Source organism: Pseudomonas sp. S3_A09, assembly GCF_054668065.1.
On record NZ_CP162752.1, the window covers coordinates 5,730,481 to 5,754,222 of the forward strand.

General features: G+C 60.8%; 23 protein-coding genes. 15 read left to right on the top strand and 8 right to left on the bottom strand.

What is annotated here, in order from left to right; all coding sequences use genetic code 11:
• Nucleotides 1-195 precede the first annotated feature (195 nt).
• Nucleotides 196-552 (top strand): response regulator, encoded by a 357-nt coding sequence (locus tag AB4N92_RS26585; protein WP_010210396.1) that lies wholly within the window; start codon nucleotides 196-198, stop codon nucleotides 550-552.
• Between the two features lie 162 nt (nucleotides 553-714).
• Nucleotides 715-2,115, top strand: a complete 1,401-nt coding sequence (locus AB4N92_RS26590; protein WP_021493127.1) for a DUF1254 domain-containing protein — start codon at nucleotides 715-717, stop codon at nucleotides 2,113-2,115.
• 49 nt (nucleotides 2,116-2,164) lie between these two features.
• Here the strand turns inward: AB4N92_RS26590 and AB4N92_RS26595 are convergent, their stop codons facing one another.
• Together AB4N92_RS26595 and AB4N92_RS26600 are read right to left on the bottom strand one after the other, a co-directional pair.
• A complete protein-coding gene (locus tag AB4N92_RS26595) occupies nucleotides 2,165-2,836 on the bottom strand; it encodes a DUF3313 domain-containing protein (protein ID WP_021493126.1) in 672 nt (223 codons plus the stop codon).
• 89 nt (nucleotides 2,837-2,925) lie between these two features.
• A complete protein-coding gene (locus AB4N92_RS26600; RefSeq protein WP_010210393.1) occupies nucleotides 2,926-3,420 on the bottom strand; it encodes a hypothetical protein in 495 nt (164 codons plus the stop codon).
• 166 nt (nucleotides 3,421-3,586) lie between these two features.
• On the opposite strand from AB4N92_RS26600, the gene ccoN reads away from it, so the two are divergent.
• The 3 genes from ccoN to AB4N92_RS26615 all read left to right on the top strand — a co-directional run bounded on the left by ccoN (nucleotide 3,587) and on the right by AB4N92_RS26615 (nucleotide 6,005).
• Complete coding sequence (gene ccoN / locus AB4N92_RS26605) at nucleotides 3,587-5,014, top strand: cytochrome-c oxidase, cbb3-type subunit I (RefSeq protein ID WP_021493124.1); 1,428 nt, start codon at nucleotides 3,587-3,589, stop codon at nucleotides 5,012-5,014.
• A gap of 1 nt (nucleotide 5,015) precedes the next feature.
• Entirely contained in the window at nucleotides 5,016-5,225 is a 210-nt protein-coding gene (locus AB4N92_RS26610) for a cbb3-type cytochrome c oxidase subunit 3 (RefSeq protein ID WP_010210390.1), read from the top strand.
• Between the two features lie 90 nt (nucleotides 5,226-5,315).
• A complete protein-coding gene (locus tag AB4N92_RS26615) occupies nucleotides 5,316-6,005 on the top strand; it encodes an aspartate/glutamate racemase family protein (protein WP_010210388.1) in 690 nt (229 codons plus the stop codon).
• Here the strand turns inward: AB4N92_RS26615 and AB4N92_RS26620 are convergent.
• Nucleotides 6,002-6,514 carry a GNAT family N-acetyltransferase gene (locus AB4N92_RS26620; RefSeq protein WP_010210387.1) on the bottom strand — a complete coding sequence of 171 codons (513 nt, stop codon included), beginning with the start codon at nucleotides 6,512-6,514 and terminating at the stop codon, nucleotides 6,002-6,004. The genes AB4N92_RS26615 and AB4N92_RS26620 overlap by 4 nt on opposite strands.
• Before the next feature lie 213 nt (nucleotides 6,515-6,727).
• On the opposite strand from AB4N92_RS26620, the gene AB4N92_RS26625 reads away from it, so the two are divergent.
• The 4 genes from AB4N92_RS26625 (at nucleotide 6,728) to AB4N92_RS26640 (ending at nucleotide 10,968) form a co-directional block, all read left to right on the top strand.
• Nucleotides 6,728-7,699: a helix-turn-helix transcriptional regulator gene (locus AB4N92_RS26625; RefSeq protein WP_236267236.1), complete on the top strand. Its 972-nt coding sequence runs from the start codon at nucleotides 6,728-6,730 to the stop codon at nucleotides 7,697-7,699.
• 111 nt (nucleotides 7,700-7,810) lie between these two features.
• Nucleotides 7,811-8,686, top strand: a complete 876-nt coding sequence (locus AB4N92_RS26630) for a transporter (protein ID WP_045792088.1) — start codon at nucleotides 7,811-7,813, stop codon at nucleotides 8,684-8,686.
• A 21-nt stretch (nucleotides 8,687-8,707) separates the two neighbouring features.
• Nucleotides 8,708-9,859, top strand: coding sequence for an MFS transporter (locus AB4N92_RS26635; protein ID WP_236267238.1), 1,152 nt, complete (start codon nucleotides 8,708-8,710; stop codon nucleotides 9,857-9,859).
• The gene (locus tag AB4N92_RS26640; protein WP_010210383.1) at nucleotides 9,856-10,968 is read left to right on the top strand and encodes a class II histone deacetylase; all 1,113 of its coding nucleotides are present in this window, start codon (nucleotides 9,856-9,858) and stop codon (nucleotides 10,966-10,968) included. Before AB4N92_RS26635 ends, AB4N92_RS26640 begins: the two co-directional genes overlap by 4 nt.
• Here AB4N92_RS26640 and AB4N92_RS26645 read toward each other — a convergent pair.
• Complete coding sequence (locus AB4N92_RS26645; protein ID WP_010210382.1) at nucleotides 10,965-12,107, bottom strand: glycerate kinase; 1,143 nt, start codon at nucleotides 12,105-12,107, stop codon at nucleotides 10,965-10,967. The genes AB4N92_RS26640 and AB4N92_RS26645 overlap by 4 nt on opposite strands.
• A 91-nt stretch (nucleotides 12,108-12,198) precedes the next feature.
• Nucleotides 12,199-13,305 (bottom strand): sugar diacid recognition domain-containing protein, encoded by a 1,107-nt coding sequence (locus AB4N92_RS26650; protein WP_236267240.1) that lies wholly within the window; start codon nucleotides 13,303-13,305, stop codon nucleotides 12,199-12,201.
• 159 nt (nucleotides 13,306-13,464) lie between these two features.
• Between AB4N92_RS26650 and AB4N92_RS26655 the strand changes: the two genes are divergently transcribed.
• Complete coding sequence (locus AB4N92_RS26655) at nucleotides 13,465-14,775, top strand: MFS transporter (RefSeq protein ID WP_010210380.1); 1,311 nt, start codon at nucleotides 13,465-13,467, stop codon at nucleotides 14,773-14,775.
• A gap of 35 nt (nucleotides 14,776-14,810) precedes the next feature.
• Here the strand turns inward: AB4N92_RS26655 and AB4N92_RS26660 are convergent, their stop codons facing one another.
• Complete coding sequence (locus tag AB4N92_RS26660) at nucleotides 14,811-15,515, bottom strand: SDR family oxidoreductase (RefSeq protein WP_010210378.1); 705 nt, start codon at nucleotides 15,513-15,515, stop codon at nucleotides 14,811-14,813.
• 100 nt (nucleotides 15,516-15,615) lie between these two features.
• Between AB4N92_RS26660 and AB4N92_RS26665 the strand changes: the two genes are divergently transcribed.
• The 3 genes from AB4N92_RS26665 (at nucleotide 15,616) to rarD (ending at nucleotide 18,713) form a co-directional block, all read left to right on the top strand.
• Nucleotides 15,616-16,518 carry a LysR family transcriptional regulator gene (locus AB4N92_RS26665; protein ID WP_236267242.1) on the top strand — a complete coding sequence of 301 codons (903 nt, stop codon included), beginning with the start codon at nucleotides 15,616-15,618 and terminating at the stop codon, nucleotides 16,516-16,518.
• Between the two features lie 79 nt (nucleotides 16,519-16,597).
• Entirely contained in the window at nucleotides 16,598-17,608 is a 1,011-nt protein-coding gene (locus tag AB4N92_RS26670) for an aldo/keto reductase (protein ID WP_010210373.1), read from the top strand.
• A gap of 223 nt (nucleotides 17,609-17,831) precedes the next feature.
• The gene (rarD, locus tag AB4N92_RS26675) at nucleotides 17,832-18,713 is read left to right on the top strand and encodes an EamA family transporter RarD (protein WP_021493117.1); all 882 of its coding nucleotides are present in this window, start codon (nucleotides 17,832-17,834) and stop codon (nucleotides 18,711-18,713) included.
• A 55-nt stretch (nucleotides 18,714-18,768) separates the two neighbouring features.
• Here the strand turns inward: rarD and hppD are convergent, their stop codons facing one another.
• Nucleotides 18,769-19,845, bottom strand: coding sequence for a 4-hydroxyphenylpyruvate dioxygenase (hppD, locus tag AB4N92_RS26680; protein ID WP_021493116.1), 1,077 nt, complete (start codon nucleotides 19,843-19,845; stop codon nucleotides 18,769-18,771).
• A gap of 245 nt (nucleotides 19,846-20,090) precedes the next feature.
• Nucleotides 20,091-21,014 (bottom strand): DMT family transporter, encoded by a 924-nt coding sequence (locus AB4N92_RS26685; protein ID WP_236267244.1) that lies wholly within the window; start codon nucleotides 21,012-21,014, stop codon nucleotides 20,091-20,093.
• Nucleotides 21,015-21,091: 77 nt separating this feature from the next.
• Between AB4N92_RS26685 and AB4N92_RS26690 the strand changes: the two genes are divergently transcribed.
• Both AB4N92_RS26690 and AB4N92_RS26695 read left to right on the top strand, forming a co-directional pair.
• The gene (locus tag AB4N92_RS26690) at nucleotides 21,092-21,961 is read left to right on the top strand and encodes a LysR family transcriptional regulator (protein WP_137205994.1); all 870 of its coding nucleotides are present in this window, start codon (nucleotides 21,092-21,094) and stop codon (nucleotides 21,959-21,961) included.
• A gap of 98 nt (nucleotides 21,962-22,059) precedes the next feature.
• Complete coding sequence (locus tag AB4N92_RS26695; protein ID WP_236267246.1) at nucleotides 22,060-23,601, top strand: EAL domain-containing protein; 1,542 nt, start codon at nucleotides 22,060-22,062, stop codon at nucleotides 23,599-23,601.
• Nucleotides 23,602-23,742 lie beyond the last annotated feature (141 nt).

Below are 23,742 nucleotides of genomic sequence, written 5' to 3' on the forward strand. Positions count from 1 at the left end.
AGTCGCAAGCAAGACCATTTTTCTAGAACGGTTTTGTACAGATTCCTACAAAGGAACAGGCTATTCTCTCTGGTCTTTTCTATCGCATTGTTTTTACGGCCAGCGGGAACTTGTCATAAGTGCGCGCTTACTCAAGGAAGAGGCCTATCAAAACGGCCGCGTGTAAACCCTCGCCTTTTTTGGGAATTCCATATTATGTCCACACCCCCTTCCACCATCCTTGTCGTCGAAGACGATGCCATCGTGCGCATGCTCATCGTCGATGTTCTGGAGGAGTTGGAATTCAGTGTCTTGGAGGCTGCCGATGCTAAAGAGGCGCTGGCAGTGGTGCAAAACACCGGGCAGGTAATTGACCTGATGATGACCGACGTGGGCCTGCCGGACATGGACGGAAAGCAACTGGCGGCCAAGGTGCGCGAATTGCGCCCTGCTCTGCCCATCCTGTTTGCCAGCGGATATGCCGAGAACATCGACGTGCCGGACGGCATGCAAGTGATCGCCAAACCGTTCTCGATCGATCAGTTACGCGACAAAGTCAAATCGATGCTGTAGGCGCTTTAATACCGGTTTGTGAGTGCCGTCCCCATGGGCGGCATTTTTACGTCAGGCGTCCATAGATTAACGTGACCTTCGGCCCGTAAAACCGGACACTCAGCGCCTGCCCGCGCCATTCATCCTTATTCTTCAAAATGCACTCAGGAAGGACGTAACAACATGATTGGAAAACCGACGCGCCTGCTGTTGGCGAGCCTCTCGATACTCATGAGCAACGGCGTCTGGGCCGACTTCACCGCCACCCCAGGCGAAGCCCGGGCAATCGCCAAGGAAGCCTATCTATATGGCTATCCGGTCGTTGAGATGTACAAGACGCTCTACACCCAGGCCGTTGACCAAGGCGGCACGCGCTTCAAGACGCCGATTAACCGCATGGGGCATTCCGCTCAGGTGCCGGGGCCTAAAGACACTTCGCAATTCAAGCCCAACCCCGACACGCCCTACTCCTTCGTCTGGATGGATCTGCGCAGGGAGCCGTTGGTGCTCACGTTGCCGCGGATCGAGGACGATCGTTATTACTCAGTGCAGTTGATCGATCTTTACAGCCAGAACATCGCCTACCTGGGCACTCGCAGTACCGGCAACAATGGCGGCCACTACATGGTCGCGGGGCCTGACTGGAAGGGCCAGCAGCCAGTGGACGTAGACCGGGTGATCTACAGCGAAAGCAGCCTGGTGTATGCGCTCTACCGCACGCAGTTGTTTGATGAAAAAGACGTGGCCAAAGTCAAGCAGATCCAGAATGGCTACAAGGTGCAGCCGCTGAGCGGCTATGTGAAGCAACCGGCGCCGGACAAGGTGGCTAAAATCGAATGGCCCAAGCCCACGGCCGCCATGACAGACAGCCCACAACTGTTTCGCTACCTGAACTTCATGCTGGCCTACGCCAAGCCTCAGGACAGCGAGAAAGACGTGTTGGCTCGCTTTGCCAAGATAGGCATCGCGCCGGGTGCCCCGTTCAAGCTCAGCCAATTGAACGCGGAACAACGCAAAGCCCTGGAAGAAGGCATAGCCGACGCCAAGGCCGAATTTGCGGCATTCAAGAAAGACAAGATCGATACTCATCAAGTAACCAGCGGCGAACTGCATGGCAGCCGTGACCGCCTGAAAAACAATTACCTGTATCGATACGCCGGGGCCAACCTGCGCCTGTTCGGCAACTCGGCAGACGAAGTGGCCTACATGACCTACTCGGTCGACAGCGAAGGCAAACCGGCCAACGGCGCACGTCACAGCTACACCGTCCACTTTGCCAAAGACCAACTGCCACCGGCGGATGCTTTCTGGTCACTGACCATTTACGACGCCAAAACCGGGCAACTGGTGCCCAACCACAAAAAACGCTACCTGATCAATTCGCGGATGTTGCCTGACCTCAAGCGCGACGCCGACGGTGGGCTGACCCTGGCATTGCAGCACCACGAGCCGCCCAAGGCTGAACAGAGCAACTGGTTGCCAGCGCCGCCTGCGCCCTTCTATGCCGTACTGCGCATTTACCTGCCCAAGCCGGAAGTGGGTAACGGCCAGTGGAAGCTACCGCCTCTGACGCCGCTCAAGTAGGGCTGCCTGGCCGGCGGTGGTTGCCCCAACACGCCGGCCAGCACGGGGCTCAGTGTTTTTTCAACTTGAGGTAGGACTGGTGCAGATCTGACGCCCAGCCATCGATCACGCCTTTCACATCCTCGGCTTTCATCACCTGCGAATCATTAGCCAGCGGCTTACCGGTGCCTTTGCGCACCACCTGGGCGAGCACCTTGCCGCTGGCACCGTCGAGAAACTGCGCTTCGGTGCCCAGGGTGGTTTCCTGGTCACGGATGCCAGTACCCGTACTGACCGCGGCAGCGACCAGTGCGACCGGTACAAACTCATAGGGTTTGAGCCCCTCGGTCTTGCTGCTGACCGCAGTAATGGCCGCTCGTACTACGATCACACCCGGACCGGGGCCCTCGGCCAGGGGCAGCGACTTGACCAGCTCACGTTTGAGCGCCTGGTTGAAGTAATTGTTGATACCGCGCAAGGTGCTGTCCGGAATTTTTGCCGTTGCCTGGGGCTTGGGGTAAAACTGCGTTGGCTCGATATACACAGCGCTATAGCGGTTTAAATCCAATTGCGGATCGACCCAGCGCATCACTTCAGCGCCAGACGGCGACTTGGCTTCTTTCAGCTGGCTGTAGTCCGAGAGAAAACCGGAGTATTCATCCGGTTGCGTAATTTTGCTGGCACAACCCGCCAGTCCGAGCGAAGTGATGCACAGCGTGCTGATCAATAGCGTTAGTTTCATCGGTGAACTCCCTGGCGGTCGGCGCTGGATTGGTGAGCTCTAGGTATAGCTAATCCTGGGAAAATAACCCTGTGCCGACCGCCAGATGTTCAGGCCCTCTCGCGTGGAATCAGGCTCTGCAGCTGCGACGCGAGGAAATTCGCGTCGAAGCCAAAGGTGTCCGGGTCTTTCAGGCCATTGGTCTTCTTCCACAGCCAATCATTTTTATCCGCCGGCAACACCAACGAAACGCTGCCGTGGCGCGCTGCGGTCAAGCCCATGACCGACACGGAGATCAACCCACCCACCCCCATCACATCAGGCACGAACTCCACCGGTTTGCCGGTGATCTGCACCGTCAGTTTCTCGGTCTTGAACGTCGACGTTTCCACCGGCACGCTGGGGCCGCTGGCAACATAGGCTTCACGGTGTACCTCCAGCAACCCGACCGTCTTTACCGGCTCAAGCCACTGCTCGATCTGGCCGAACAACTCATCGAGCTTTTGCGCCCAACGGGCTGACTGCACGTCAAATTGCTGTTTTTTGTGCGCTTCGCTGTCGGCGTAATGACGAAGCATCTCGCCCAGTTGCTGTACATCGTCCATTGCAGATTTCCTTGGGTGAGCCGGGTTGCGAAGCCCGATCATGGCAGATGCAGCCGCTGAACGTACGGCTTAAAACTGATCCGCAACAATGAGGTTTTTCTGAGCCTGTTTTGTTTTGCCCCCGCTTCCTACAGTGCCGCCACTTGGAACCGTGGGAGGACTGAGCATGAGCACAGCAACAATCGGGCAGGCCTATAACTACAAAGTCGTCCGTCAATTCGTTATCGCCACTATCGTCTGGGGCGTGGTGGGCATGGCCATGGGCGTGTGGATCGCCTCGCAACTGGTGTGGCCGGAGATGAACCTGGACTTGCCCTGGACCACCTTCGGCCGCTTGCGGCCCTTGCACACCAGCCTGGTGATTTTCGGTTTTGCCGGTAGCGCGCAGTTTGCTGCCAGCTATTACGCGGTGCAGCGCACCTGCCAGGTGCGATTGTTCTCGGACAGGCTCGCAGCGTTCACCTTCTGGGGCTGGCAGTCGGTGATCGTGATCATGCTGATCAGCTTGCCGCTGGGCTACACCACCACCAAGGAATACGCCGAGATCGAGTTCTCTGGAGCGGTGTGGATGGCGGTGGTGTGGGTGGCCTATGCCATCGTGTTCTTTACCACCGTGGTGCGGCGCAAGACCCGGCATATCTACGTGGGTAACTGGTTTTTCGGCGCATTTATCCTGGTGATCGCCATGTTGCATGTGGTCAACCACTTAGCGATCCCGGTGGATTGGTTCAAGTCGTACCCGGTGTATTCCGGGGCCACCGATGCCATGGTGCAGTGGTGGTACGGGCATAACGCTGTAGGTTTTTTCTTGACCACCGGTTTTTTGGGGATGATGTATTACTTCGTGCCGAAACAAGTCGGACGTCCGGTGTATTCCTATCGCCTGTCCATCGTGCACTTCTGGGCGTTGATCACCCTGTACATCTGGGCCGGCCCCCATCACCTGCACTACACCGCCTTGCCGGATTGGGCGCAGTCGTTGGGCATGGCCATGTCACTGATTTTGCTGGCGCCGAGTTGGGGCGGGATGATCAACGGCATGATGACCTTGTCCGGCGCCTGGCATAAATTGCGCACCGACCCGATCCTGCGCTTCCTGGTGCTGTCCCTGGCGTTCTACGGCATGTCGACGTTCGAGGGGCCGATGATGGCGATCAAGACCGTCAATGCCCTCTCCCACTACACCGATTGGACCATCGGCCACGTACACGCCGGGGCCCTGGGGTGGGTCGCGATGATTACCTTTGGTTCGCTGTACCACATGATCCCCAAAGTGTTCGGGCGCGAGCAGATGCACAGTGTGTCCCTGATCAACCTGCACTTCTGGCTCGCGACCATCGGCACCGTGCTGTACATCGCTTCGATGTGGGTCAACGGGATTACCCAGGGCTTGATGTGGCGAGCGGTCAACGATGACGGCACCCTCACCTACTCCTTTGTCGAAGCCTTGCAGGCCAGCCATCCGGGGTTTGTGGTGCGATTTGCCGGTGGTGTGTTCTTCCTCACCGGGATGGTGCTGATGGCCTACAACACATGGCGTACCGTGCGGGTCGCAGACGTGAACATGGCGCAGCTTGATGCGCGGATCGCCTGAGATGTGGGGCCTGCTGATGGTGGTGTGCCTGTATGGCGCGGTGGAGTACTGCTTGCGCGGTCAGTCGCAGAAGAGCCTGGACGATGCCAGCTTGATGCCCTTTGCCGATGATCCTGAGGTGGCGCGGCGCGTGGAGCTGGCGACCGGCAAGCCCATCAACGCGGTGGCGCCGGAGGACGCCAAGCCGGGCTGGGTTAACCTGGACATGTAAAACTGCACCGGTCATTTCGCGGCCAACTGCGTATGACTAATTGCCGGCCGATGGGTAAGGTGAGGCGACTTTCCGAGTGAGGAACATCGCATGCGCACCATCGGCCTTATCGGCGGCATGAGCTGGGAGTCCAGCGCCGAGTATTACCGCATCATCAACCAGCGCGTGCGCGACCAGCTCGGGCCGCTGCGCTCGGCGCAACTGTTGATGTACAGCGTGGATTTCGGCCCGGTGGAACAGGCTCAGCACGCCGGCCGCTGGGATGACACTGCACTGATCCTCGAAGATGCCGCGCGCCGTCTGCAAGCTGGCGGGGCCGAGTGTGTGGTGCTGTGTACCAACACCATGCATTTGGTCGCGCCGCGCATTGAAGCAGCGGTGTCGATCCCCTTCCTGCACATCGCTGATGCGGCGGGTGCGGCGGCCGTGAAGGCCGGCACGCTGACCGTCGGCCTGCTTGGCACCGCGTTTACCATGGAGCAGGACTTTCTCAAATCACGGCTGACGGCCCAGGGCCTGACCGTGCTGGTGCCCGAGGCGGATGAGCGACAGGCCGTGCACCGGATCATCTATGAAGAGTTGTGTGTCGGCGTGATCAGCGATGCGTCACGCCAGGTTTACCAAGGTGTCATCGAGTCCCTGGCCGCACGCGGCGCCCAGGCGATCATCCTCGGTTGCACGGAAATCAGCCTGTTGATCAAGCCCGAGCACAGCGACCTGCCGCTGCTGGACACCACCGAGCTGCATGCGCAGGCTGCGGTGGCGTTTGCCCTGGATTAAACCGAGGTGCGCAGGCGCGCCATGCTCACGGTGTCGACAAATTGGCCGTCACGCAGGGCGTAATCGCGCAGCACGCCTTCGACCTCAAAGCCGAATTTGCGGTACAGCGCCTGGGCCGCGTCGTTGTCGGCGTACACCGTGAGTTCCACTCGGCGCAGGTTCATCCAGTTGTCGGCCACGTCCAGCGCGGCCGTCAGCAGGCGCGAGCCGACCCCTTTGCCCTGCCACGCCGTCGCCACGCCCATACCGAATGAACCGACGTGGGCTCGGCGTACCCGCAGGTATTGTTCCAAGCCAAGCTGGCCGATCACTTCACCACCGTGCACGGCCACCAGCTGCAGCCGCCGCTCGTTGTCCTGTACCAGCTTGTTACGCCACGCCTCGACCGACTGGAAAGGCATTTGCAGCACCTGACGGCACACGGCCGGTTCGTTATAGAGCGCGGCGACGCCCTCAAGGTGGGCCTCGGTGAAGCGCTGGATCACGATATGAGGTTCAGGTGTGTGCATTGTGTTTCATCCTTTGAAAGACACGTGGCCGAGCAGTTTAGGGGGAAAAGCGCTGCGCTGACGACCACGGAAACGTCCCACATATCAATCGGCCGCATCCTGCATCTGAACGATAGCGGCCATCCTTTCCTGCAACGATACTTGGGCCGGGCCCTGCTACCGGCCTCTCACCCTGTGACCAGAACAATAAGAAAGCCCCACAGAGGAACGCTCATGAGCCGTCTTGAACCCACAGGTCTGTTGCAGGCCTTCAGCACGCTGGTCCTGGATCTGCAGCGACTGGCCCAGCACCAGGAGATCGAGCATTTCCAGCCACAAGCCCTGGCGCGGATCAGCCAGTTACTGGCTTTCGACTGCGCCTGGTGGGGGCGCTCTGCGGTGATCGAGAATCTGCCGGAAGAACACAGCAGCTGCCTGTACCAGCTGCCACCGGGTTACCTGACCGACTGGCAGTCGATCCGCCATCTGGATGTGACCTTCGGCCGCTCCCATGCTACGCCCGGTCAGGCTGTGATCATTGACATGCGCGACCCCGGCAGCGGTGCAGGCTTGAATTGGCTGGGAGAACGCTACGGGATCGGCCAGTTGTTGTGCGTGATCCATATCGCCCCCCACACCTGCCTCAGTGATCACTTGACCCTGTACCGCAAGCCCGGGGCCCCGGGGTTTACCGCGCAAGATTGCCTTCTGCTCGATAATCTGATGCTGCATCTGGTGGCGGCCGTGTCAGCGAACCAGATCCGTACGCTGGTGGCCATGCGTGAAACCCTTAGCAACCCGCGAAACCTGGCGCTGGCGGTCTGCGACGCGCGGGGGGTGTTGCAGTGCGCCGAGCGCGGTTTCGTCGATTTGTTGCTCAGTGAATGGCCAGGCTGGAGTGGCCCGACGCTACCCGTGCCGGTGGATGAACGCGGGTATGAAGGCAAGCACATCCATCTCCAGGTCTGGGGGGTGGGCGATCAATTGCTGCTGGCCGCACGGGGCCACCGGGTGCTGCCCCAGCTCAGCCCGCGGGAAAACGACGTTGCCCAAGGCTTTGGCGAGGGCAAGACGTACAAGGAAGTCGCCCGCGACCTGGGCTTGTCGCCCAATACGGTGCGCCATCACATCCGCGCTATCTACAGCAAGCTCGGGGTCAAGGACAAAGCGCACATCGCACACTTGATGCACGCCCCGCCCGACTGATCCGCAGCACTTTTCCTACGGGTTCTCACACCGTCGCTTTGACGGTCACGGGCGACTGTTGCCCGTTTTCAGCCGATCGCTGCACGCCGCCATCACACGAGATGCCTTGCCATGACTCACACCCATCTGCGTCATCTACCGCTGCTGCTGGGGGGCACGCTGCTGTGCCTGGACAGTCAAGCAGCCGATCTTAACGCGCGCGATTTTTTCAGCGCACCATCCGGCACCAGCCTTGGCGTGTTGTACCTGCCTGGCACTCGCGCCCAAGACTTCCGTGGCCCGGCCGACAGCACTGGCAAGGCCGACCTCAAGGTCAATGCCATCGCCTACCGCCAGGTCTATTTCACCGACGCGTGCGGCACGCTCTGCACCCCGCAATTTATCCTGCCGTTCGCCGATATCGATGCTCGGTTGCCAGGGGCCAGCCGGCGCACCGATGAAAGCGGGTTCGGTGACCCGCAGTTGGGTGGCACGCTGTTTTTCATCAACGATCCGACGTCGCGCACCTACAGCGGCCTGTTAACCCTGATCACGCTGCCGCTGGGCGAATACCACCGCACGCAGCCGGATGTATCCCCCGGCGCCAATCGCTGGGGCGCAACCTTTGTCTACAACTACACCCGTGGCATCGGTGAGAAGTGGGTACTGGAAGCCAATCTCGAAGCCCAGCTGTACGGCAAGAATGACGACTACCTGGGCAGCGAGCTCAAGCAAGACCCGTTGTACCGCCTGCAAGCCTTCGCCTCCTACGATTTCACGCCCGTCACCTACGGTGCCCTGCGCCTGATCCAGGCCACGGGTGGCGCACTGCGCATCGACAATCGGTCGATCGACGACACCCGCAAGCGCTACACCCAGGTCGGGTTCGAGGTCGGGCATTGGCTCGATAAGCAGAACCAAGTGATGTTCAGCCTCTCGCAAAACGTCGCCACCGCCAACGGTTATGCAGGAACCGACGCGTTGTTGCGCCTGGTCCATGTGTTCTGACTTCTGTTCTGGAGCTTGATCATGCACAACTCGTCCCCTACACCCTGGCAGCGGCTGGCGGCCATCGTGCTGTTTGCCGCGATCACCCCGACCATCTTGATGACTGCGCCTGCCGTGGCGGCGCAGTTGGCCGCCCAATGGCAATTGAGCCCGGCACAGATCGGCGACTTGTTTTCCGTCGAACTGGGCGCAATGAGCCTGGCGACCCTGCCCGCCTTCTGGTGGCTGCGGTGCGTGAACTGGCGAGTGGCAGCCTTGGCCGCAGCCGTGTTGTTCATTGCGGCCAACCTGATGTCGACGCTTGCCGACACCTATACCCAGTTGCTGGTCCTGCGCTTGGTCAGTGCCTTGGCGGGCGGTTCGTTGATGATCATCTGCCTGGCGAGCGCAGCCATCACCGCCAACCCCAGCCGTGTCTACGGGTTATGGGTGGTCGGACAACTGATCGTCGGCGCCATCGGCCTGGCGGTATTACCGGGTTTATTCGAACGTTATGGACTGCAGAGTTGCTACCTGATCCTGGCAGGGTTGATGGCGCTGTTGCTGCCGCTGGCACGCGGCTTTCCTTGTGCCCATGCAGCGCCACAAGCAATCGGGACGGCCGCTGCTGGCACACGACGCAAAGCCCTACTGGGTGTCGGTGCGGTCCTGGCCTTTTACATCAGCCTGGGCGGAGTCTGGACGTTTATCGGCGCCCTGGGCGCCACTGCCGGGATTTCCCCACAGCACAGCGGCGAGATATTGGCCATTGCGACGGTCATGGGAATCGCCGGCGCCGCGTGCACGTCACTGATCGGCTCCCGTCTGCCGCGTCAGCAGTTACTGCTGGCAGGCTACGCGTTAATGGCGGCAGCGGTGCTGCTCCTGCTGGGCCAACCCACCCTGGTGCGCTTTACCCTGGCGGCGCTGCTGTTCAAGTTCGCCTGGACCTTCATCTTGCCGCTGATCCTTGCTTGCCTGGCCGACCTCGATCACAGCGGCAAGCTGATGAACGCGTCGAACCTGATGATCGGCGGCGGCTTGGCCATCGGCCCGGCGATAGCGGGTCGGCTCATCGAGGCCAGCGGCGGCTTTGCCGTGCTGTTGATGGGCGGCGCCGTGATCACGCTGCTGTCGTTGGCAATGATCCTTGCCAGCCGTCCCGGACCTGTCGTTGAAATGGAGCCTGTATGAACCGAACCACCGCGTTTTTCTTTGATGAAATGAGCCTTTGGCACAGCGCCAGCTCCCATGCATTGACCTTGCCCGTGGGCGGCTGGGTACAGCCACCTGCCGGCAGCGGGCATGCCGAATCCCCCGAAACCAAGCGGCGCATGAAAAGCCTGCTGGATGTCTCCGGGTTGGGCCATCACCTGCACATGCACAGCGCTGCGCCAGCGAGCGAAGCCGATTTGCTGCGCGTCCACGGCCATGAATACCTGCAGCGTTTCAAGGCGTTGAGCGATGCCGGTGGCGGCGACCTGGGATTACAGGCGCCGATAGGCCCGGGCAGCTACGAAATCGCCCGACTTTCGGCCGGCCTCACGATGGCTGCCGTCGACGCCGTGCTCAAGGGCCTGGCAGATAACGCCTACTCATTGTCACGACCGCCGGGGCATCACTGCCTGGCGGACAGCGCCATGGGGTTCTGCTTCCTGGCCAACATCGCCATCGCGATCGAAGCCGCCAAGGTGCGCAATGGGCTGGGCAAGGTCGCGGTGATCGACTGGGATGTGCACCATGGCAACGGCACACAATCGATCTTCGAGGCGCGCGCGGATGTGCTGACGATTTCGCTGCATCAGGACGGCTGTTATCCCCCCGGTTACAGCGGCGAGCAGGAACGTGGCCGTGGCGCAGGGCTGGGGGCGAACATCAATATCCCCTTGCCACCGGGAAGTGGTCACGACGCCTACCTGCATGCGATGAACCGGATCGTGGTGCCGGCATTGGAGCGTTTCCAGCCGGAGCTGATCATTGTCGCCTGCGGCTATGACGCCAACGCCGTCGACCCGCTCGCGCGCATGTTGCTGCACAGCGAATCCTTCCGCCTGATGACTCGCTGCGTGCGCCAGGCTGCCGAACGCCTGTGCCAGGGCCGTCTGGTGCTGGTGCACGAAGGCGGCTACAGCGAAGCCTATGTACCGTTTTGCGGGTTGGCGACGCTGGAAGAGTTGTCGGGTGTGCGCACCGCGGTGGACGATCCGATGCTCGCACTGGTCGAGCTGCAGCAGCCTAAGGCCGCGTTGCTGGCGTTTCAGAAACAGTGGATCGACCACCTCGCAATCGGCGTCACTCACTAGCCCTTGGACGATGCCAATCGCCACACCCGCGCTATATCCGAGGCCCGCTCACGAAGCAGGCGCGGCGCCTCGCTGCACGCTTGTTCCAGGCTCATCGGCCCCGCAGGCAGGGCAAAGGCTGCCGCTACACCATGGGCATACATCTGTTCATAACCCTCGCCCAGCGTGCCGGCAATCACAATGACCGGCACGTTGTGCTGGCCGGCGATACGGGCCACACCAAAGGGGGTTTTGCCGCGCAGGGTCTGGGCATCGAAACGCCCTTCGCCCGTAATGACGAGGTCGGCACCCCGTACGGCGTCCTCCAGACCTACCAGCTCGGCCACCACTTCCACACCCGCACGGAACTGCGCGCCCAGAAAGGCCTTGGCAGCGAAACCCAAGCCACCGGCCGCACCGCTGCCGGGTTCGTCGCGCACATCCTTGGGCAGCACCCTGGCACAGTGATCGGCGAAGTGACCGAGGGCCGCATCCAACTGTTGGACATGCACGGGGCTGGCGCCTTTTTGCGGGCCAAAAATAGCGGAGGCGCCGTGGGGGCCGCACAGGGGATTGTTCACGTCGGCGGCGATTTCAAAGCGCACCTGTGCCAGGCGTGGGTCGAGGTTTTCAAGGCTGATATGCGCCAGACGTGACAAGGCCAGGCCACCCGGTGGCAGGGTTTGCGCCTCCGCGTCGAACAGCTGCGCGCCCAGGGCCTGCATTGCGCCCGCGCCAGCGTCATTGGTAGCGCTGCCGCCGATGGCCAGGATGATGCGCTCGGCGCCGAGGTCCAAGGCCGCGCGGATCAGTTCGCCGGTGCCGTAGGTGGTGCTGGTGCACGCATCGCGCTGGCCCGGCGGTACCAGTTGCAGGCCGCTGGCTTCGGCCATTTCGATGATGGCGGTGTGGCTGTCGGCCAACCAGCCCCAGCGCGCCTCAACCGTGCCACCCAACGGACCTCTCACCTGCTGGCGGCGCAGCTCACCCTTGCAGGCGGCCAGCACCGCGTCCACCGTGCCTTCACCCCCATCCGCCATCGGGCACTGGATCAACTGCGCTTGCGGCCAGACTTCGGACAACCCGGCCGCGATGGCCTGGGCGACGCCTTCGGCACTCAGGCTGTCCTTGAACGAGTCGGGGGCGATGATGATTTTCATGGGCTTTCTCCGGTTTTTATAACGCCCATGCTGCCAGTTGGCAGGGCTACTGACGCCGGTCCGATGCACAAGTACGGCGGCGCTTTGTTGTTCATTCCGACAAAGCCTGGGGCAACAGCTGTACACCCAGGTAGAGAGCAAGCATGCCGTCCAGGGTCAATGGGTCGACGCCACTGAGTTCGGCAATGCGCTCCATACGGTAACGCAGGCTGTTGCGGTGAATACCCAGCGCATCGGCACAGGCCTGGCTTTGCCCGTCGTGTTCGCACCAACTGCGCAACGTGGCCAGCAGTTGGCCATTGCTGTCCTTGGCGAGCACTTTGCGCAGAGGGTTGAGCAACTCGTCGAGCGCATCGTCGTTGCGATGGCGCCAGAGCATCACCGGCAGGCGATAGCGGTTAAGGGTCAGCAGGCGCGACTGCGGTAGCACATCGCGACCATAGGCCAGCAGATCCCCGACGCGTCGATAGCAGCGACGCAACCCCGCCAGCCCGTCCGCCTGCCCGCCAACGGCCAGGCGCAGGACGTTCCAGCCGAGGGCATCGAGCTTTTCCAGCAAGCGCGGGTTGTCGACCTGCACTGCCGCCGGCCGGCACCACAGCAGTGAGAATTGCGCCGAGCTGACACACCAGCTGTCCGGATAACGCGAGGTCAGCCAGGTACTCAGGGCTTCCGCCGATTGACCTGCGCCCAGTTCGAACAAGTATGGCGTGCGCGGCAGTTGCGGCTTGAGCCCCAGTTGCTGGGCCTCGTCCACCAGGCGCGGCGAGTCGCCGGTTTCCGCCAGGAGCAAGGCCAGCAGGTCATCACAGCGCTGGCGCCGCCATTGTTGCTCGGCCTGTTGGTGGCGGTGGCTGACCAGCATTTCGGCAGTCATGCGTACCAGTTCGGCGTAGGTGCGCAGGCCTTCCGGTTCGCCGGTGATGCCGAGAACACCGATCAGGCGCCCATCATGCAACAACGGCAGGTTGATGCCTGGCTGCACGCCCTTGAGGTGCTTGGCGGTCTGGCCGTCGATTTCCACCACGCGGCCATTGGCGAGCACGAGTTGGGCGCCTTCATGGCGGGTGTTGATGCGCTCGGGTTCGCCGCTGCCGAGAATCAGGCCTTGGCTGTCCATGACATTGACGTTGTAGGGCAGGATCGCCATGGTTCGATCGACAATATCCTGCGCCAGGTCATGATCCAGCTCAAACATGGGGCTAATTCCTTAGAAGCGGGGTTGTTCACAGGCACAGCGCAAAGCAGGGTTCGCTGTGCGCAAGCACAAAGACAGCGGCCTGCCAGGTGGCCGAGACTCAGTGGGCGATCAACGTTACCCTCGCATCGCAAAAAATCATAATAAAGAGAGACTGCCATGTCACAGAGCGCCACGACCCCACTGGCCACCGATGACGATAAAAACGCCATCTACAAGCGCATCACCCTGCGCCTGATCCCCTTCATTTTCATCTGCTATCTGTTCAACTACCTTGACCGGGTAAACGTTGGCTTTGCCAAATTGCAGATGCTCGATGCGTTGAAATTCAGCGAAACCGTGTACGGCCTCGGCGCCGGGATCTTCTTCATCGGCTACGTGCTGTGCGGCGTACCGAGCAACCTGGCGTTGACCAAATTCGGTCCACGGCGCTGGATTGCGTTGATGATGATCGTCTGGGGCACACTCTCCACCTGCCTGCTGTTCGTCACCACCCCGACGCACTTCTACACCTTGCGTCTGTTTACCGGTGCCGCGGAAGCGGGCTTCTTCCCCGGCGTGGTGCTGTACCTCTCGCAATGGTTCCCGACCTTCCGCCGTGGGCGGATCATGGCGCTGTTCATGTCGGCGATCCCGGTCTCGGGTTTGCTTGGCAGCCCGTTCTCCGGCTGGATCCTCAACCATTTTGCCGCCGGCCAAGGTGGTCTCGCGGGCTGGCAGTGGATGTTCCTGCTGCAAGGCATCCCCACCGTCGTGCTGGGCGCCCTCGCCTACTTCCTGCTCAGCGACAGCTTCGCCAACGCCAAGTGGCTTAAGCCCCACGAACGCGCCGTGCTGGAAGCCGACCAGGCGACTGATTTGGCCAACAAGCCCAAGACAACCACGGACTCCCTGGCCGAAGTGTTCAAGAACCCGGCCATCTGGGCATTCGGCCTGATCTACTTCTGCATCCAGAGCGGCGTGTATGCCATCAACTTCTGGTTGCCGTCGATCATCAAGAACCTGGGGTTCAGCGATAACCTGGTGATCGGCTGGCTGAGTGCGATCCCGTACTTGCTGGCAGCCGTGTTCATGTTGCTGGTGGGTCGCTCCGCCGACTTGCGCAAGGAGCGTCGCTGGCACTTGGTGGTGCCGATGCTGATGGGGGCTATCGGCCTGGTGATCGCGGTGAACTTCGCCACCACCCCGGCTATTGCAATCCTCGGCCTGACCATTGCCACCATGGGCGCCCTCACCGGTCTGCCGATGTTCTGGCCGGTGCCTACCGCCATGCTCAGTGCAGGCGCGGCGGCAGGCGGCCTGGCGTTGATCAACTCCATGGGCCAGATGGCCGGCTTCCTCAGCCCGTATATCGTCGGGTTCGTGAAGGATGCCACCGGGTCAACGGATATGGCGCTGTACCTGCTGGCGGCGGTGATCGTGGCCGGCAGCGTGTTGGCGTTGCGGATGACGCGTACCCTGAAGGCATAAGCCTGTGAGAGCCGGCTTGCCGGCTCTCACGCACGTCAGAGCAGACCGCCGCCGTCGATATCGATCACGGCGCCGGTCATAAAACCATTTTCCATCGCCAGCACATACCCCGCCGCGACCTCCTCCGCCTGCCCCACTCGCCCCACCGGCAGCGCGCCACCGGCCTTGGCGAACATCGCCAAGCGCTGATCTTCGGAGAGCCCTGCATAGGCCGGTGTATCAATCACCCCTGGGCTGATCGCATTGACCCGGCGCGGCGCCAGCTCCTTGGCCAACTGCTTGACCAATGCTTCGGTCGCGGCGTTGATGCCGGTCTTGATGAATTGCCCTGCAACTGATTTACGCCCCAATTGCCCGGACGTCAGGCTGATGCTGCCGTGCTCGTTCAAAAAAGGCAGCGCCTGTTGGATCGCCCGCAGTGAGCCCCAGAGTTTTACATTGAAGTTTTCCTGGGCTTCGATCAGGTCGGTTTCGACCAAGGTTTTGGCCCGCACACTCGGCCCCGAGGTGTAGACCAAGTGATCAAAACGCCCCACCGCTTCGAACAGGCGTTGCAGCGAGGCCGCGTCGGTGACGTCAACGGGTTCGCTGCGCAGGCCGTTTTCGACACCGGACACCAGGCGCCGCCCGGCCAGCACCACCTGCGCACCTCGTGCGGCGGCGGCCTGGGCCACGGCTGCACCGATTCCGCTGCTGCCGCCGATCACGATGACGGTTTTGCCGTTGAGGGAAGAGGTCATGGGAAAATTCCTGATTGAGAAAGTGAGCGTTTATCTTCCCAGCTTGGCAATCCGCGAAAAATCCCGGTAAAAGGACAAGATCTTTAAAGGATTTTTACAAATGAGTTCGATCCTCGACCTTGAAGTCTTCGTGCGAACCGCGGACACAGGCAGCTTGTCTGCCGCTGCCCGTGGCCTGGGTTTGACCCCGGCGGCGGCAAGCATCGCCCTCAAACGCCTGGAAACCCGCCTGGGTATCCGCTTGCTGGCACGCTCCACGCGCAGCATGCGCCTGACCGAGGAAGGCCGGCGTTACCTCGACAGCGTGCGCGTGGCACTGTCGGCATTGTCCGAAGGTGAGCAAGCGCTCAAGCAACAAAGCCAGGGGTTGAGTGGGTTGCTTCAACTGGCCGCGCCGTCGGATTTCGGGCGCAACGTGGTGCTGGGCTGGCTGGATGAGTTCAAGGCCGAGCACCCCAATATCCGCCTGCAATTGATGTTGAACGACAGTAACGCCGACCTGTTCCGCGAAACCGTCGACATCGCCCTGCGCTTTGGGGTGCCCCAGGACTCCAGCCTGGTTGCATTGCCGATCGCGCCTGATCACCACCGCGTCGCCTGCGCCAGCCCCGACTACCTGGCCCGTCATGGGACGCCGCGCGAACCGATGGAACTGTCCCGACATAGCGCGCTGCGGTACATGCGCCAGGGCCAAGTGAGCAAGACTTGGCGGTTTCGTCAGGCTGATCAGCTACAGGAGGTTGAAGTGACGGGGGATTTCCTCAGCAATGACGGAGAAATCGTCCGGCGTTGGGCGCTTGGCGGGCACGGTATCGCCTACAAGGCCAGGCTCGACGTGATCGGCGATATCGCCGCCGGCCGACTGGTCGCGCTGTTTGAGGATTGGCAAGGAGAGCCTGCCCCTTTCAACCTGATGTGCCCTCACCGCCTGCAGGTGTCGGAACGGGTGAAGGTGCTGCATCGCTTTTTACAGCAGCGCTGCCAGACACTGCTGAGCACATGAAGAAACCCGCGCAGGGCTTGTCCCAGAGCCTCTGAGTCTGGTATTGCATGGGTACATTTCCCGCCTTGAGGAGTTATCCATGATTTACCGCACATTGGGCCAGTCCGGTTTGAAGGTCAGCGCCTTGACCCTGGGCACCATGATGTTTGGCGAACAGACCAACACCGAGGACTCGCTGCGCATCATCGACAAGGCCTGGGATCAGGGCATCAATTTCATCGACACGGCGGACGTCTACACCGGCGGGCGCTCCGAGGAAATCGTCGGCGAAGCCATTGTGCGTAATCGCCAGGATTGGGTGGTGGCCTCCAAGGTCGGCATCGGCCCGGTGGACGGTTTGCCCAACCGCAGCGGCTTGAGCCGCAAGCGCATTTTCAACGCACTGGAAGCCAGCCTGACCCGCCTTGACACCGATTACCTGGACATCTACTACCTGCACCGTGAAGACCACAACACCCCGCTGGAAGTGACGGTGTCGGCGATTGGCGACCTGATCCGCCAGGGCAAGATCCGCTACTGGGGCCTGTCCAACTATCGCGGTTGGCGCATTGCCGAGGTGATTCGCGTTGCCGAGCGCCTGGGCGTCGACAAGCCGGTCATCAGCCAGCCTTTGTACAACATCGTCAACCGCCAGGCCGAGGTGGAGCAGATCACCGCTGCAGCCGCCTACGGCCTGGGTGTGGTGCCCTATAGCCCGCTGGCTCGCGGTGTGCTTAGCGGTAAATACGCGCCCGACGTTACCCCCGAGGCCGGCAGCCGCGCGGCGCGCCAGGACAAACGCATCCTGGAAACCGAATGGCGTGTCGAATCGCTGCGCATCGCCCAGCAGATCCAGCAGTACACCCAAGGACGTGGCGTGGGGATCGTGGAGTTTGCGATTGCCTGGGTGTTGAACAACTCGGCGGTCAGCTCGGCGATTGTCGGGCCGCGTACGGAGGCGCAGTGGGATGCCTATATTGGCGCGCTTGAGGTGAAGATCAGCGCCGAAGATGAGGCGTTTATCGATTCGTTGGTGACGCCGGGGCATTCGTCGACGCCGGGGTTCAATGATGTGGGGCACTTCGTCTCCGGTCGCTTACCACGCGCATAACCCCTCCACTCTGTAGGAGCGAGCCTGCTCGCGAAGAACCCAAGGACGCCGCAGGCTACCTGATAGCGCTGCGTGATCGTTGACGTTCTTCGCGAGCAAGCTCGCTCCTACAAGAGGCGGCGATAAAGTTTCCTGAAAAACGCCCCAAAACAGCGCAACCCTCTCCCGCCAAAAGCTCCATAATCCCCTTATCTTTTGTATCAACGGTTTTCGCGAGGACAGAGTGTCTAAAGGAGTTGTTTTATCGGTCTTGGCCTCGGTGCTGTTTGCCGTGATGTATTACTTCACATCATTGCTCACGCCCTTGAGCGGCCTGGAGATTTTCGGCTGGCGCATGTTGCTGACCGTGCCGTGCATGACGGTGTTCATGATCGTCAGCGGCGAATGGCGGCGGGTGTGGGAGCTGCTGCAGCTGTTGGCGGCCAAGCCACGCTTGATTGCGGGTGTGTTGCTGTCCTCTGCCTTGTTGGGCGTGCAATTGTGGCTATTCATGTGGGCGCCGCTGAATGGGCGCAGCCTGGATGTGTCGGTGGGGTACTTCCTGCTGCCGCTGACCATGGTGCTGACCGGGCGCCTGGTGTGGGGCGAACAACTGTCCTACCTGCAACGGATTGCCGTGTTTTTTGCGGCCCTCGGGGTGCTCAACGAGCTGTATCAGGCCGGTGGGTTTTCCTGGGCAACGCTGGTGGTGATCATCGGCTACCCGGTGTATTTCATCGTGCGCAAGTACCTCAAGACCGACCATCTGGGTGGGCTCTGGCTGGATATGGCGCTGATGCTGCCGGTGGCGTGGTGGTTTGTGCAGAGTGGCGAGCAAGGCTTTGCGGTGATGGATGCCCACCCGAAACTGTATGCGCTGATCCCGATGCTGGGCCTGATCAGCGCCTCGGCGCTGGTGAGCTATATCATCGCCAGCCGGTTGCTGGCGTTCAGCCTGTTCGGGTTGCTTAGCTATGTTGAGCCGGTCCTGCTGTTAGGCGTGGCGCTGATCTTGGGTGAAGGCATCAAGGGTGGCGAGTGGCTCACCTACATCCCGATCTGGTTGGCGGTAATGGTGCTGGTGTTTGAAGGCTTCAAGCACCTGGTGCATCAACGCAAAACCTGATGCGCAGGCAATAAAAAGCCCGGCCGGGGTCACCCTCGGCCGGGCTTTTTGACGCTTAATCGGCGGTCAATACACCACGACGCACCTGGTCACGTTCGATGGACTCGAACAGCGCCTTGAAGTTGCCCTCGCCAAACCCATCGTCGCCCTTGCGCTGGATGAATTCGAAGAACACCGGGCCCATCAGGGTTTCCGAGAAGATCTGCAGCAGCAGGCGTTTGTCGCCTTCCACGGAAGATCCGTCCAGCAGGATACCGCGTGCCTGCAGTTGATCCACCGGCTCGCCGTGGTCAGGCAGGCGGCCTTCGAGCATTTCGTAATAAGTGTCTGGCGGCGCGGTCATGAAGCGCATGCCGATTTTCTTCAACGCGTCCCAGGTCTTGACCAGGTCGTCGGTGAGGAACGCCACGTGCTGGATGCCTTCGCCGTTGAACTGCATCAGGAACTCTTCGATCTGCCCCGCGCCCTTGGACGACTCTTCGTTCAGCGGGATGCGGATCATGCCGTCCGGCGCACTCATGGCCTTGGAAGTCAGGCCGGTGTACTCGCCCTTGATATCGAAGTAACGCGCTTCACGGAAGTTGAACAATTTCTCGTAGAAGTTGGCCCAGTAGACCATGCGGCCGCGATAGACGTTGTGGGTCAGGTGGTCGATGACTTTGAGACCTGCACCGACCGGATTGCGCTCCACACCTTCGAGGTACACGAAGTCGATGTCGTAGATCGAGCTGCCTTCGCCGAAACGGTCGATCAGGTACAACGGCGCGCCGCCGATGCCCTTGATCGCCGGCAGGTTCAATTCCATCGGCCCGGTGTCAATATGGATCGGCTGGGCGCCGAGTTCCAGGGCGCGGTTGTAGGCCTTTTGCGAATCCTTCACGCGGAACGCCATGCCGCACACCGACGGGCCGTGTTCGGCCGCAAAGTAGGAGGCGATGCTGTTGGGCTCGTTGTTGAGGATCAGGTTGATCTCGCCCTGGCGGTACAGGTGCACGTTCTTGGAACGGTGGGTCGCGACTTTGGTGAAGCCCATGATCTCGAAGATCGGCTCCAGGGTGCCCGGCGTCGGCGACGCGAATTCGATGAATTCAAAGCCCATCAGGCCCATTGGGTTTTCGTATAGATCTGCCATGGTGGCACCTCATCATTCTTGTAATAGACACAGTATTAATGGCGAGCAAGGATGAGGTTGCAGGGTGGCGCACAGGAAAGGCCTCGCACGCTGCGGGCGAGGAAGTCACCAAAGATGAGGGGGGAGCCGAGTAGCTTCATGGGGTCATCAGTCTCTGACGGCTTAGGCTTGCGTGAGCGCAAGTCCATATTCTTGTATGCGTAAATCGATTCTACACAGCGTAACCGTATTTGTCCGTACTCTTATCAAATCCCCATTGCCCTGGCGCGTGCAAGGGGTTTGTTGCAGAGGTAGATGCCCAGCAGGATCACCGCCCCGCCGATCAGCATGGGCAGGCTCAACGGTTCATCCAGCAGCAAAGCGCCGCAGATCACCGCGGTGAGGGGGTTAAGCGCTATAAATACGCCGGAACGTGTCGCGCCGATACGGCGGATGCCATCGTAATAGCCGATATAGGCCAGCGCCGAGCCAAGCACGCCGAGGTACGCCAGGCTCAGCCCCTGCGCAGTCTGCAGGCGACCCATTGCTTCAAGTGTAAAGCGGCCCATGATCAGCGTTGTGAGGGTGAGCATCAGGGTTCCCAGCAGTATCGACCAGGTGACCGTCTGCAGCGGCCCGAGGCTCTGGTTCAAGCCACGGGAACACAGTGAATAGATGCCCCACCCCACGACACACCCGAAGATGAGTAAATCCCCACGCCAGCTGCTGGTTGCTTCATTCAGCACGTGGGGATTGCGACTGACAATGACCACGGCGGCACCCGTCAGACACAGCAGGATCCCAGCGACGTTGCTGGCACCCAGGCGCTCCTTGAACAGCCAACGCGACGCCAGGCCGATCACCGCCGGGTTAAGCGCCACGATCAATGAGGCTCGCGAAGCGTTGATGGACTGCAATCCGTAGAAGAAACACAGGTTGTAGAAAAAAATCCCGAAGAAACCCAGCATCCCCAGTAGCAGTAACTGTCTGGGGCTTGGGCGGGCCAGTGGGATGCGTGCCAAGCCCAGGAATCCCAGTAAGGCCAGGCTGGCCAGCGCGAACCGCAGGCTGGCCGCCAGCAAAGGGTCAACCGTGCCGCTCAGGTAGCGACCGGCCACGAAGGTGCCGCCCCAGATCATGGTGACAGCCGCCAACTTCATATAAGTGATGCGATCTGAGCTCGAATGCACGGGATAGGGCTCTACTGGCTTGAAGGTGCCTGCATTGTTCTGGTAATACAAAGTCATCGTAAAATGAGTGATCACTCATGACCCTGACTCAACTTGAAATCTTCTCGCTCGTGGCCGAGCTGCAAGGCTTTACCAGCGCAGCCCATCGCCTCGGCATCAGCCAGTCGGCAGTGTCCCACGCGATCAAAGGCCTGGAACAGGAACTGGGGGTGGCGTTGTTCAGGCGCCACCAGGCCCAGGTCGAGCTGAGCGATATCGGCGCGCAGTTGCTGGGACGCGCTCGGGCGATGCTAGGCCTGGCAAACACCTTGCAACAGGAGGCCGCGGACGCCCGGGGCATGAAACGCGGGACACTGCGCATCGGCTCATTCGGCCCCACCTCCTCGACTTACTTGCTGCCGAAGATTCTCAACCGGTTCCGCGTGGCGTATCCGGGCATTGAGGTGCACGTGGATGAAGGGCCGGACAGACAAGTCATCCAATGGCTCGATGAACGCCGGGTTGATATTGGCTTTGTGGTGCTGGACCAGGAACGCTTCGACACTTTCCCACTGTTCGAGGACCAGATGGTGGCGCTGCTGCCGTCCGATCATAAGCTGGCTGGCCGCGAACACGTGAGCCTCAAGGACTTGTGCAACGACCCTTTCGCGCTGACCGAGGCCGGGTCAACTGAATTAGTGGTGCGCTTGTTCGACGAGGCGCGGCTGACCCCGAATGTGCGTTATCGCTGCTCGCAACTGCTGAGCACCTTGGAAACCGTCAGCCGGGGTGATGCGGTGAGCGTCGTGGCGCAGGCCTCGTTGCCGGCCGGCCATGATCCTCGCTACGTACAGCGCGTATTATCCCCGCGTGTGCCGCGCCAGGTTGGCCTCGCCGTACTGGACCGGCGCCAGTCTTCCCCGGCGACGCTCGCTTTTATCCGTATTGCCCAAGGTCTGGCGTTGTAGCGACGCATACTGGCCAAATGGTTGGGTACCGCGAGCTTATTTCGGTCGGGCCATCTATCATCGACTGAATCTGATTCCTGCAACAGGCCGTTCACCCCATGCCACTGACCGTCAACGGCCCGCGAAAACGCGCCAGTCGTTACCTGATCACCTCACTGAGTGCGCTGCTGCCGATTGCGCTCGGGGTCGCCATCCTGTACTGGCAAGCCGAACGTACCTTGCAACAAAGCTCGGCCCAGACCGCGCAGGAGGCGGTGCGCCAATTCGACCTGATGCTCGACAACACCGCCCTCGCCGCCCAGGCCTTGCTGCCATTGGCGGGGCAACCCTGTGACAGCGGCGCACAGCTGGCGCTGCGCGAACAGGTCACTCGCAGGCCCTTTGTGCGTGCGACCACCCTGTCCTGGCAAAAAAACATCTATTGCAGCTCATTGTTCGGCAGCAACTACATGTCACCGGTCAACCCGGATGACTATGTGGCCGGCCAGTTATGGCTGATGAATGGCAACCCGGTGACCCCCGACACCGCGCTGCTGGTCTACCGGCTGGTTGACGGTGACAAGGCCGCTTTTGCTTCGATCGACGGCTATCACCTGACCAACGCCCTGCGCCTGATCAACCTATACGCCCATCTGGTACTGCAAGTTGGCCCGAATTGGCTGGGGACTGATGGCAAGGTTCGTGACACGGCGATGCCGGTATTTGCCGTGGCTAACGAGCACTTGGCGTCCGAACGCTATCACTACAGCGTCAACGCAGGCATGCCGGCGGGCGAAGTGTGGCGCTACATGCAGGCCCGTTACCCGGCAATGTTCAGCCTGGTCGTGTTTTTTGGCGTGCTGGCGGGTTTTTTGGCCCACTGGCTGCAAAAGCGCTCCTCGGCACCGACTCAAGAATTGCAACGGGCGCTGGGTGCCAATGAGTTCATTCCGTATTTCCAGCCAGTGGTAAGGGGGGATACCCGCGAGTGGGCGGGATGTGAAGTACTGATGCGCTGGCAACATCCCAAAGAAGGCCTGGTGCGGCCCGACCTGTTTATTCCTCTGGCCGAGCACTCTGGCCTGATAGTCCCCATGACCCGTGCCCTGTTACGCCAGACCGCGGCACAACTGTCGCCCCACGCGTCGCGTTTCAGCCCTGGGTTTCATATCGGCGTCAACATCACCGCACGCCACTGCCAGGATTTGGCCTTGGTGGATGACTGCCGTGAGTTTCTCGCCGCCTTTCCCGTCGGCCAGGTCACCCTGGTGCTGGAGTTGACCGAGCGCGAGCTGATCGTGCCTACCGATATCACCCGCCGCCTGTTCGACGCCCTGCATCAACTGGGGGTGATGATCGCTATTGATGACTTTGGAACCGGCCACTCAAGCCTGGGCTATTTACGTAACTTCAATGTCGACTACTTGAAGATCGACCAGAGTTTTGTCGCCATGATCGGTGCGGATGCATTATCGCTGCATATTCTCGACAGCATCATTGAACTGTCCGGCAAACTCGACTTGGGCATCGTTGCAGAAGGTGTGGAAACGCCTGAACAGTCCGATTACCTGGCCGCCCAAGGCGTGGACTTCCTGCAGGGCTACCTGTTCGGAAAGCCATTGCCGTGCGACGAATTTATTCAATCACTGGTCAGCCATTGAATAGCCATGCACTACCTGCGCTGAAATAATTTTATTTAGCCAAAAGACATGATTTACTCGTAGCACATTAACTACTACAATTTTTTCAGCCTGTGCAGAACTCGCGAGACGGCTTCTTTCTTGAGTCGCCTTAAAGCGCTT

Excerpts from the sequence above, each read along its gene's own strand:
- AB4N92_RS26635 (WP_236267238.1), top strand. The coding sequence starts at position 8,708 with ATGCACAACTCGTCCCCTACACCCTGGCAGCGGCTGGCGGCCATCGTG.
- AB4N92_RS26590 (WP_021493127.1), top strand. The coding sequence starts at position 715 with ATGATTGGAAAACCGACGCGCCTGCTGTTGGCGAGCCTCTCGATACTC.
- ccoN (WP_021493124.1), top strand. The coding sequence starts at position 3,587 with ATGAGCACAGCAACAATCGGGCAGGCCTATAACTACAAAGTCGTCCGT.
- AB4N92_RS26620 (WP_010210387.1), bottom strand. The coding sequence starts at position 6,514 with ATGCACACACCTGAACCTCATATCGTGATCCAGCGCTTCACCGAGGCC.
- AB4N92_RS26665 (WP_236267242.1), top strand. The coding sequence starts at position 15,616 with ATGAGTTCGATCCTCGACCTTGAAGTCTTCGTGCGAACCGCGGACACA.
- AB4N92_RS26585 (WP_010210396.1), top strand. The coding sequence starts at position 196 with ATGTCCACACCCCCTTCCACCATCCTTGTCGTCGAAGACGATGCCATC.
- hppD (WP_021493116.1), bottom strand. The coding sequence starts at position 19,845 with ATGGCAGATCTATACGAAAACCCAATGGGCCTGATGGGCTTTGAATTC.
- AB4N92_RS26670 (WP_010210373.1), top strand. The coding sequence starts at position 16,598 with ATGATTTACCGCACATTGGGCCAGTCCGGTTTGAAGGTCAGCGCCTTG.
- AB4N92_RS26655 (WP_010210380.1), top strand. The coding sequence starts at position 13,465 with ATGTCACAGAGCGCCACGACCCCACTGGCCACCGATGACGATAAAAAC.
- AB4N92_RS26645 (WP_010210382.1), bottom strand. The coding sequence starts at position 12,107 with ATGAAAATCATCATCGCCCCCGACTCGTTCAAGGACAGCCTGAGTGCC.
- AB4N92_RS26610 (WP_010210390.1), top strand. The coding sequence starts at position 5,016 with ATGTGGGGCCTGCTGATGGTGGTGTGCCTGTATGGCGCGGTGGAGTAC.
- AB4N92_RS26650 (WP_236267240.1), bottom strand. The coding sequence starts at position 13,305 with ATGTTTGAGCTGGATCATGACCTGGCGCAGGATATTGTCGATCGAACC.
- AB4N92_RS26660 (WP_010210378.1), bottom strand. The coding sequence starts at position 15,515 with ATGACCTCTTCCCTCAACGGCAAAACCGTCATCGTGATCGGCGGCAGC.
- AB4N92_RS26640 (WP_010210383.1), top strand. The coding sequence starts at position 9,856 with ATGAACCGAACCACCGCGTTTTTCTTTGATGAAATGAGCCTTTGGCAC.
- AB4N92_RS26625 (WP_236267236.1), top strand. The coding sequence starts at position 6,728 with ATGAGCCGTCTTGAACCCACAGGTCTGTTGCAGGCCTTCAGCACGCTG.
- AB4N92_RS26695 (WP_236267246.1), top strand. The coding sequence starts at position 22,060 with ATGCCACTGACCGTCAACGGCCCGCGAAAACGCGCCAGTCGTTACCTG.
- AB4N92_RS26600 (WP_010210393.1), bottom strand. The coding sequence starts at position 3,420 with ATGGACGATGTACAGCAACTGGGCGAGATGCTTCGTCATTACGCCGAC.
- AB4N92_RS26595 (WP_021493126.1), bottom strand. The coding sequence starts at position 2,836 with ATGAAACTAACGCTATTGATCAGCACGCTGTGCATCACTTCGCTCGGA.
- AB4N92_RS26690 (WP_137205994.1), top strand. The coding sequence starts at position 21,092 with ATGACCCTGACTCAACTTGAAATCTTCTCGCTCGTGGCCGAGCTGCAA.
- AB4N92_RS26615 (WP_010210388.1), top strand. The coding sequence starts at position 5,316 with ATGCGCACCATCGGCCTTATCGGCGGCATGAGCTGGGAGTCCAGCGCC.
- AB4N92_RS26630 (WP_045792088.1), top strand. The coding sequence starts at position 7,811 with ATGACTCACACCCATCTGCGTCATCTACCGCTGCTGCTGGGGGGCACG.